Origin of the sequence: Mesorhizobium sp. M5C.F.Ca.IN.020.29.1.1, from assembly GCF_003997375.1 — a bacterium.
Classification (GTDB): domain Bacteria; phylum Pseudomonadota; class Alphaproteobacteria; order Rhizobiales; family Rhizobiaceae; genus Mesorhizobium; species Mesorhizobium wenxiniae.
This window is the reverse complement of the sequence record NZ_RZSW01000311.1, coordinates 1-7,198: the sequence shown is the minus strand read 5'-3', so window position 1 is coordinate 7,198 and position 7,198 is coordinate 1. Positions and strand designations below refer to the sequence as shown.

Genomic DNA, 7,198 nt, shown 5'->3' with positions numbered 1-7,198 from the left:
CCGCAGTGGCCGGCTATGGCGCGATGTTGCTGCCACTGAACGTCTGACAGCGCCAGGACGTCCGAGCCCTTTGATGCGGATCAAGGCCAAGTCTGGTCGCGGCGCTATGAAACTCCGTCAAAGGAGTTCGCCATGACCAATCTGAAGGATCTTACCCCGAAATTTCGCCATGTCCGGCTGCTGCTTGCCCGTGAAAAGGGCCATCCGGAAGGTGACCGCGAGGAGGGCTATGACGTGCTCGCTCCATTGAACGGTGACGGTCGGATCGACCCGGACGAGTGGAAGGAGCATAAGGCCGCATGCCGCGTTCGCCGCTTCCGCACCGGTGAAGAAGATCTGATCGGCCGGCTGCGTCGCAAGCCGGGCGGACAGTGGTATTTCGATTATGCCGAGGGCGACCGCGACGACGAGATCGGCTTCCATCTCGGCGACGAGCGTTTCGTGACCGGCGAATACGTGTCAATCGAACGTAACGGCGCCATGCACACCTATCAGGTGGCACGGGTCGAACGGCCTTAGCGTTCCAAACAACGCCGGGAGCAACTCATGTCGCGACGCATCCTGGTTGTGGTCGGCCATCCCGACCCGTCTCCGGACCGCCTCTGCCGCGGTCTGGCGCAAGCCTATGCCGAGGGCGCAAAACAGGCGGGACATGTCGTGCGACAAATCGATCTGGCAGCGCTCAATTTTCCGATGCTGCGCACGATGCAGGAGTTCGAACACGGCGCGATACCCGATAGCCTGAAGGACGCCGCCGGGGCGATCGTCTGGGCGGAGCACATCGTCTTTGTCTTTCCACTTTGGCTCGGGACCATGCCGGCCTTGCTCAAGGCATTTCTGGAACAGGTCATGCGGCCGGGAACGGCCTTCGCCTATCCGGACAAGGGTAGAGGCTTTACCAAGACGCTACTTCGCGGCCGCTCCGCCCGGCTCGTGGTGACAATGGGCATGCCTTCCCTTCTCTACCAGCTCTGGTTCCTCGGCCACGGCATTGCTGGCATGCGGCGAAGCATACTCCATTTTGTCGGCATCAGTCCGGTACGCGAGACGTTGTTCGGCATGGTCGCGGGCGCAAGCGACGCGACGCGCGCGAAATGGCTCGGACAAATGCGCAGGCTTGGTGCGCGGGCCAGATAGTCCGGTTGGAGTAGATCACGGCACCAGGACGGCGGCACCACTCAATCTGCCGGCACGCAGATCGTCTAACGCCTGGTTTGCCTGTTCAAGCGGATAGACCTTTGTATGCGTGCGAACCTGCGCACTCCTGGCAACGGGAAAGAACTCTTCTGCATCGTGGCGAGTCAGGTTTGCGACTGACACCAATTCACGCTCTTCCCAGAGCAATCGATACGGCATCGCTGGAATGTCACTCATGTGAATACCGCCGCACACGACCCGGCCGCCCTTCCGCACGGCTCGCAGCGCGTTTGGCACCAAAGCACCAACAGGAGCGAAGATAATCGCGGCATCGAGCTGCTTGGGCGGATGTTCATCCGAACCGCCGGCCCAGGTGGCGCCGAGCGAGCGCGCAAATGCCTGTGCGTCCTCGTCGCCAGGCCGCGTGAAAGCGAAGACCTCACGATCCTGCCAGATAGCGATCTGGGCGATGATGTGCGCGGCAGCGCCGAAGCCATAGATCGCGAGCAGCTTGCCTTCGCCGGCTTTGTTCAGGCACCGCCAACCGATAAGACCGGCGCAAAGCAGCGGCGCCAACGACACCGCATCTGCATCGGCATCCAGGTCGAAGGCGAAATGCTCGTCGGCGATGACATGGCTGGCGAAACCGCCATCGCGTGTATAGCCGGTGAACAGTGGCTGGTCGCAGAGATTTTCACTCCCTGCGGCGCAATAGGGGCAGTGGCCACACGTATGCCCGAGCCAAGGCACGCCGACTCTCCGCCCAAGTCGGGAGCTCGCGACCCCCTCACCAACAGAATCAATGACGCCGACAATTTCATGACCTGGAATGACCGGCAGGTTTGGATGAGGGAGATCACCATCAACGACATGCAGATCGGTCCGACAGATTGCGCATGCCTCGACTTTCAACCTGATTTCGCCCACCCCAGGAATAGGATCGGGTCTGTCGATCAGCTTCAAGGGAGTGCCGATGCTTTCAAGCACCATGGCTTTCATGACACCTCCTATGCATTCCGCAAAAACAAAAGGAAGCGGATGACGATCCACTTCCTTTTGACGCTGCTACGTATCAGGCGATTGTAATGAGGTCTTCGACCATGTGCACGCCGGGTACGGCCCAGGCGGCCCGTTCCGTTGTGCGACGCTCGGCCCAACTGTTGACCTTGCCTTCTAGCGTAACCCGGCCATCGGACACTTTGACATTTATTGCCTTCGCCTCGACTTCGGCGTTGCGTTTCAGTGCATCTTCGATGCGCTTTTTCACATCACCCACTGATGCTTGCGGCTTCACCTCGATTTGGTTGTAGACGCCGAGCACGCCCGCCAAATACCGAATGGCAGCGGCAGCGGCGGCTTTCTGATACTGCCATTCCACCTTGCCGGTGAGGGTCACCCAGCCATTCTGGACTTTGACCTGCACCGCTCCGTCGGGGACCACCGTGTTCCAGCTGATCGTGTGCAGAGCCCGCTTGGCGATCTCATCGTCTGCCGTGACATTGCTGCCGAAAGGCCGCACTTCGATCTCTTGGGCGACACCTTTTACGCCCTTGACGCAAAGGACCGCTTTTTCCGCCGTGGCCTTCTGTGCATAGGTCGAGACATGGCCGGTCAGTGTGACTACCCCGTTATCGACAGCGACGCCGATATTGGCCGCGTCGATGCTGGGCTGGAACTCCAGCTCAAAGATGACGTTCTGTCGCAAAGTATTGTCGTTCATACTTGCACCTCTGTTCCGAGCGGGTCGCACCCACTCTGTTGAAGATGTTAAAAATGCAGAGATGTGGCGGGTGGCGCGTTGATGGAGATCAAAACTCCAAGGCCATGTGCTTGATTGCTCGAAACGTGAACCGTGATTATCCGAGGCAACGCATCGCCTAGACGTTCTGGGGCCAGGAGCCAGCGTGGGCCGGACCGTCTTCTGACGACACGCATGAACACAACATTCCAGACCTCTCGGGACCTTTGCGAAATCCAATAGTTCGGATGCAGCGAGGACAAATTCTCTTTTGACCGGCATCAAAGCGGCCGCCCCTCCTTCTCTGTTTATTGCCTCCCATCAACGCCATGCTACGGGAGAGCATCATGACTACCGCTGGAATCAACATCCCTATCCGAAAGGTGACGACCGCAGCAGCGACAAAGCTCCGAGTGGGTTCGCTCACCGCACTGGTGATCGGTTCGATGGTCGGCTCTGGCGTGTTCAGCCTACCGCAGAATATGGCGGCCGGCGCCGGTCCTCTTGCCGTCCTGATTGGCTGGGCCATCACCGCGATCGGCATGCTGGCGTTGGTCTTCGTCTATCAGTCGCTCGCAACCCGCAAGCCCGAACTCGACGCCGGCCCCTATGCCTATGCCAAGGCTGGCTTCGGCCCCTTCATTGGCTTCAACAGCGCCTGGGGCTACTGGATCAGCGCCTGGGTCGGTAATGTTTCCTACGCGGTGATCGTTTTCAGCGCGCTTTCCTATTTCTTTCCGGCCTTCGGTGACGGAAATACCTGGCAGGCTGTGCTCGGTGCATCGATCCTGCTGTGGCTGATCCACGCCCTGGTTCTCGCCGGCATCCGGCAGGCAGCGATCGTGAACGTCATTGTCACGGTGGCAAAGATCGCTCCGATTGTTCTGTTCGTGGGAGTCGTCGGAGTCGCGTTCAAGCTGGAAGTTTGGTCGCTCGACTTCACCGGGTTTGGCAACGCCAGTCTCGGCTCGATTACCGCACAAGTGAAAAGCACAATGCTGGTGACCCTGTGGGTGTTCATCGGCATCGAAGGCGCCAGCGTATTCTCCGGCCGGGCCGAACGCCGCAAGGACATAGCTATGGCGACCCTTCTGGGCTTCTTCACCTGCCTCGCGCTCTATGCCCTGGTCTCCTTGCTGTCGCTCGGCATTTTGAGCCAGCCTGAGCTCGCCGCGCTGAAGAACCCCTCTATGGCTGGCGTGCTGGAGGCGGTTGTCGGGCCCTGGGGCGCCATCCTTATCAACATCGCGCTTGTCGTGTCGGTGGTCGGCGCCTTCCTGAGCTGGACGCTGCTTGCCGCGGAAATTCCGCATGTCGCCGCCAAGGACGGAACGATGCCGAAATTCTTCGGCCGGGAGAGCGAGCGTGGTGTGCCGTCGACCTCGCTCTTGATCACCAACCTGTTGGTCCAGGCGTTCCTGGTGATCACGCTCTTTGCGCAAAGCACCTATCAGGCGCTGTTCTACATCGCATCCGCAGCCATCCTTGTGCCTTACATCTTTTCGGGAGCCTACGCGGCCAAGCTCGCGCTGACCGGGGAGAGCTATGGGAACAGCGAGCAGCGCGCCGGTCCGCTTTTCGCCGGACTGCTGGCGACGGTCTACGGGCTGTGGCTCGTCTACGCGGCTGGACCCGCCTACCTGTTCATGTGCGCGATCCTCTATGCGCCCGGCATCCTCTTCTACATTTGGGCCCGCCGCGAAACCAACCAGCGCATCTTCCATCCTGCCGAAGCAGCACTCGCCGCAGCGCTTGCCCTCGCCGGTATCGCTGCCGCCTACCTCATCTGGAACGGGAGCATCAGCCCGCTATGAACGCTCCTATCACCACGACCAAGCTTGGCGCCTTTTCTGAAGTTGGCCGGCTGCGCGAGGTGCTGGTGCACCGCCCCGATCTCAGCCTGCAAAGGCTGACGCCGGAAAATTGCAAGGCGTTGCTTTTTGACGATGTCCTGTGGGTCAAGAAGGCACGGCAGGAGCATGATGTCTTCGTCGACGCACTGCGCGAACGCGGCGTTGTGGTGCACTCGTTCGGGGAACTCCTGGCCGACACCATGAGTCTGACCAAGGCCCGCGACTGGCTTTTGGATCGCCGGATCCATCCCGGCGTCGTCGGGCTCGACATGGTTGACGAGATGCGGGGGTGGCTCAACGAGATGCCCTCACCGCAGCTGGCGTCCTACCTCGTCGGCGGCATCGCTCGCGCAGAGCTGCCTTTCGAACCAAGCGGATTGACCGGAAGGACACTCGCGCCTCAGGACTTCGTGCTTCCACCGCTGCCGAACCAGCTTTTCACCCGCGACAGTTCCTGCTGGATTTATGGCTCGGTCTCGGTCAATGCCATGTACTGGCCCGCGAGGCGGCCAGAAGCGGCCAATGTCGAAGCCGTCTACCGCTTCCACCCCCGCTTTCGCGACAGCGGCATCCCCTTCGTTTCACCTGATCCGGGAACCGGCATCAGCCTGGAAGGCGGAGACGTCATGCCCATCGGCGATGGAACGGTTCTCGTCGGCATGGGAGAGCGGACCACGCCACAAGCCGTGGGCGGCCTCGCACGCAGCCTGTTCGCTGCTGGCGAAGCGACGCGCGTGATCGCCGCGCTGATGCCGCGGGACCGCAGCTTCATGCATCTCGACACCGTCTTCACCTTCTGCGACCGCGATCTGGTCACGATGTACCCGCCGGTGGTCGAGCGGCTGCGCACCTTCTCGCTGCGGCCGGGCGACGGAGCGGCAACGGTCGAGGTCACGGACGAGACAAAACCGTTCACAGAGGTTGTTGCCCAAGCCCTTGGATTGAAATCGCTGCGGATCATCGCCACCGGTGGCGACCGTTATGAGGCCGAGCGCGAGCAATGGGATGATGGCAACAACGTCGTTGCTCTCGAGCCCGGCGTGGTCATCGGCTACGACCGCAACGTCTACACCAATACGCTTCTGCGCCGCGCCGGGATTGAAGTCATCACCGTCGAGGGCGCCGAGCTCAGTCGCGGTCGCGGCGGCGGGCATTGCATGACCTGTCCCATTGCCCGCGACCCGATTTGACCCGAAAGGAACTCTCCATGTCGATCAATCTTCACGGCCGCTCCGTTCTGACCCTGGACGATCTCACGGCTGACGAGATCCGTTTTCTTCTGAGGCTGGCGGCCGATCTCAAAGCCGCCAAGCTTGCCGGGCACGAGACACCGCGTCTCACTCGGAAAAACATCGCGCTGATTTTCGAAAAGGATTCAACGCGCACACGCACGGGCTTCGAAGTGGCAGCCTATGACCAAGGTGCCCATGTCACCTATTTCGGTCCCAGCGGCAGCCACATCGGCCACAAGGAATCGATGAAGGACACCGCCCGCGTACTCGGGCGGATGTACGACGCGATAGAATATCGCGGCTTTGGCCAGCACCAGGCCGAATTGCTTGCCGCGCATGCCGGCGTGCCCGTCTATAACGGTCTCACCGACGAGGCGCATCCGACGCAGATCCTCGCCGATTTGATGACCATGCGCGAATTCACGCACAAGCATCTTTCGGACGTGACGGTGACCTTTGTTGGCGAGGGTCGCGACAATGTCGCGCTGTCGCTCGCGCTGGGAGCTGCCAAGGTCGGCATCGACATGCGCATCGCCTCGCCCAGGGAGCTCTGGCCGGATGAGGGATTCTGCGCCCATGTCAGGCAACTGGCGGAACACAGTGGCGGCCGCTTCAGGCTGGACGAAGATGTGAAGGGCTGCGTCCAGGACGCCGACTTTGTCTATACCGACGTCTGGATGTCGATGGGCGAGGACAAATCCGGCTGGGCCGAGCGCATTCGTCTTTTGACGCCCTACCGGGTAACCCGCGAAGTGATGGCTGGCGCCGGCAACCCGCACGTCAAATTCATGCATTGCCTGCCGGCGTTCCATGACACCGACACCGAGATCGGCGCCTTCATCGGAAAGGAATATGGCATCGACTGCATGGAGGTCACAGACGAGGTGTTCGAGTCGGATGCCTCGATCGTCTTCGACCAGGCCGAAAACCGCTTGCATACGATCAAGGCCCTGCTCGTCGCCACGATCGGCAATTGAAATGCTTATTATCGTTGCGCTCGGCGGAAACGCACTGCTGCGCCGTGGGGAACCGATGACGGCCGGGAACCAGCGCAGCAACATCAAGCGCGCCGCATCCGAACTGGCGGCTCTTGTTGGCGAAGGGCATTCGGTCGTGATCACGCATGGCAACGGCCCGCAGGTTGGTCTGCTCGCACTGCAGGCCGCCGCCAACCCGGGCGGCGGAGCGTTTCCGCTGGACGTGCTCGGCGCCGAGAGCGCCGGCATGATCGGTTACGT

7 protein-coding genes and 1 pseudogene are annotated in these 7,198 nt (G+C 61.1%); 6 read left to right on the top strand and 2 right to left on the bottom strand.

Translation table 11 applies throughout. From position 1 onward, the window contains the following. Positions 1–132 precede the first annotated feature (132 nt). Both EOA85_RS22350 and EOA85_RS22345 read left to right on the top strand, forming a co-directional pair. Positions 133–519: a hypothetical protein gene (locus EOA85_RS22350; RefSeq protein WP_127211197.1), complete on the top strand. Its 387-nt coding sequence runs from the start codon at positions 133–135 to the stop codon at positions 517–519. A 27-nt stretch (positions 520–546) separates the two neighbouring features. Then, positions 547–1,137, top strand: a complete 591-nt coding sequence (locus tag EOA85_RS22345) for an NAD(P)H-dependent oxidoreductase (RefSeq protein ID WP_127211196.1) — start codon at positions 547–549, stop codon at positions 1,135–1,137. A 15-nt stretch (positions 1,138–1,152) separates the two neighbouring features. Here the strand turns inward: EOA85_RS22345 and EOA85_RS22340 are convergent, their stop codons facing one another. Continuing rightward, positions 1,153–2,136, bottom strand: coding sequence for a zinc-dependent alcohol dehydrogenase family protein (locus EOA85_RS22340; RefSeq protein WP_127211195.1), 984 nt, complete (start codon positions 2,134–2,136; stop codon positions 1,153–1,155). A gap of 73 nt (positions 2,137–2,209) precedes the next feature. Then, complete coding sequence (locus EOA85_RS22335) at positions 2,210–2,857, bottom strand: BON domain-containing protein (RefSeq protein ID WP_127211198.1); 648 nt, start codon at positions 2,855–2,857, stop codon at positions 2,210–2,212. 365 nt (positions 2,858–3,222) lie between these two features. On the opposite strand from EOA85_RS22335, the gene arcD reads away from it, so the two are divergent. The 4 genes and pseudogenes from arcD to EOA85_RS22315 form a co-directional block, all read left to right on the top strand. Then, positions 3,223–4,689 carry an arginine-ornithine antiporter gene (gene arcD / locus EOA85_RS22330; protein WP_127211194.1) on the top strand — a complete coding sequence of 489 codons (1,467 nt, stop codon included), beginning with the start codon at positions 3,223–3,225 and terminating at the stop codon, positions 4,687–4,689. Further along, positions 4,686–5,918 carry an arginine deiminase gene (locus EOA85_RS22325; RefSeq protein ID WP_127211193.1) on the top strand — a complete coding sequence of 411 codons (1,233 nt, stop codon included), beginning with the start codon at positions 4,686–4,688 and terminating at the stop codon, positions 5,916–5,918. Before arcD ends, EOA85_RS22325 begins: the two co-directional genes overlap by 4 nt. A 17-nt stretch (positions 5,919–5,935) precedes the next feature. After that, entirely contained in the window at positions 5,936–6,937 is a 1,002-nt protein-coding gene (gene argF, locus EOA85_RS22320; protein ID WP_127211192.1) for an ornithine carbamoyltransferase, read from the top strand. Between the two features lies 1 nt (position 6,938). Continuing rightward, positions 6,939–7,198 (top strand): annotated as a pseudogene (locus EOA85_RS22315) (carbamate kinase); the annotation flags it as partial.

Coding starts and splice junctions, on each gene's coding strand:
- arcD (WP_127211194.1), top strand. CDS start 3,223: ATGACTACCGCTGGAATCAACATCCCTATCCGAAAGGTGACGACCGCA.
- argF (WP_127211192.1), top strand. CDS start 5,936: ATGTCGATCAATCTTCACGGCCGCTCCGTTCTGACCCTGGACGATCTC.
- EOA85_RS22350 (WP_127211197.1), top strand. CDS start 133: ATGACCAATCTGAAGGATCTTACCCCGAAATTTCGCCATGTCCGGCTG.
- EOA85_RS22340 (WP_127211195.1), bottom strand. CDS start 2,136: ATGAAAGCCATGGTGCTTGAAAGCATCGGCACTCCCTTGAAGCTGATC.
- EOA85_RS22345 (WP_127211196.1), top strand. CDS start 547: ATGTCGCGACGCATCCTGGTTGTGGTCGGCCATCCCGACCCGTCTCCG.
- EOA85_RS22325 (WP_127211193.1), top strand. CDS start 4,686: ATGAACGCTCCTATCACCACGACCAAGCTTGGCGCCTTTTCTGAAGTT.
- EOA85_RS22335 (WP_127211198.1), bottom strand. CDS start 2,857: ATGAACGACAATACTTTGCGACAGAACGTCATCTTTGAGCTGGAGTTC.